The 267-nt window shown below is 55.4% G+C and carries 1 protein-coding gene; it reads right to left on the bottom strand.

Annotated elements, in window-relative coordinates:
• Positions 1-215: helix-turn-helix domain-containing protein (locus tag SB679_RS24595; RefSeq protein ID WP_410704901.1), on the bottom strand; the 215-nt coding region annotated here is incomplete at its 3' end.
• Between the last annotated feature and the right edge of the window lie 52 nt (positions 216-267).

Genomic DNA, 267 nt, shown 5'->3' with positions numbered 1-267 from the left:
AGCACATCGGCCACAGAGCCGGGACGCCAACCTAGGGCATGTTCAACCTTGCGCTGGTTGATCTCCTGCGTTCGGCGTGTTCCCGATTCCAGCGTTCGGACGGTCTTTATAGCAGTACCTGCCTGCTTTGCAAGCTGCACTTGGCTCAGCCCTTGCGCAAGTCGTTCTTCTTTGATCAGGCGGCCTATGGTCTGCAGTGCTTCAAGTTCGTCCACAGTGCCCACTTTTCCATAGGCAATACACGGTAACCAAATCTAAGCTGGGGTC

It is taken from the genome of Chryseobacterium sp. SIMBA_029, from assembly GCF_046535275.1.
Classification (GTDB): domain Bacteria; phylum Bacteroidota; class Bacteroidia; order Flavobacteriales; family Weeksellaceae; genus Chryseobacterium.
The sequence above is the reverse complement of the archived record's forward strand: the minus strand, read 5'-3'. Positions and strand labels throughout refer to the sequence as shown.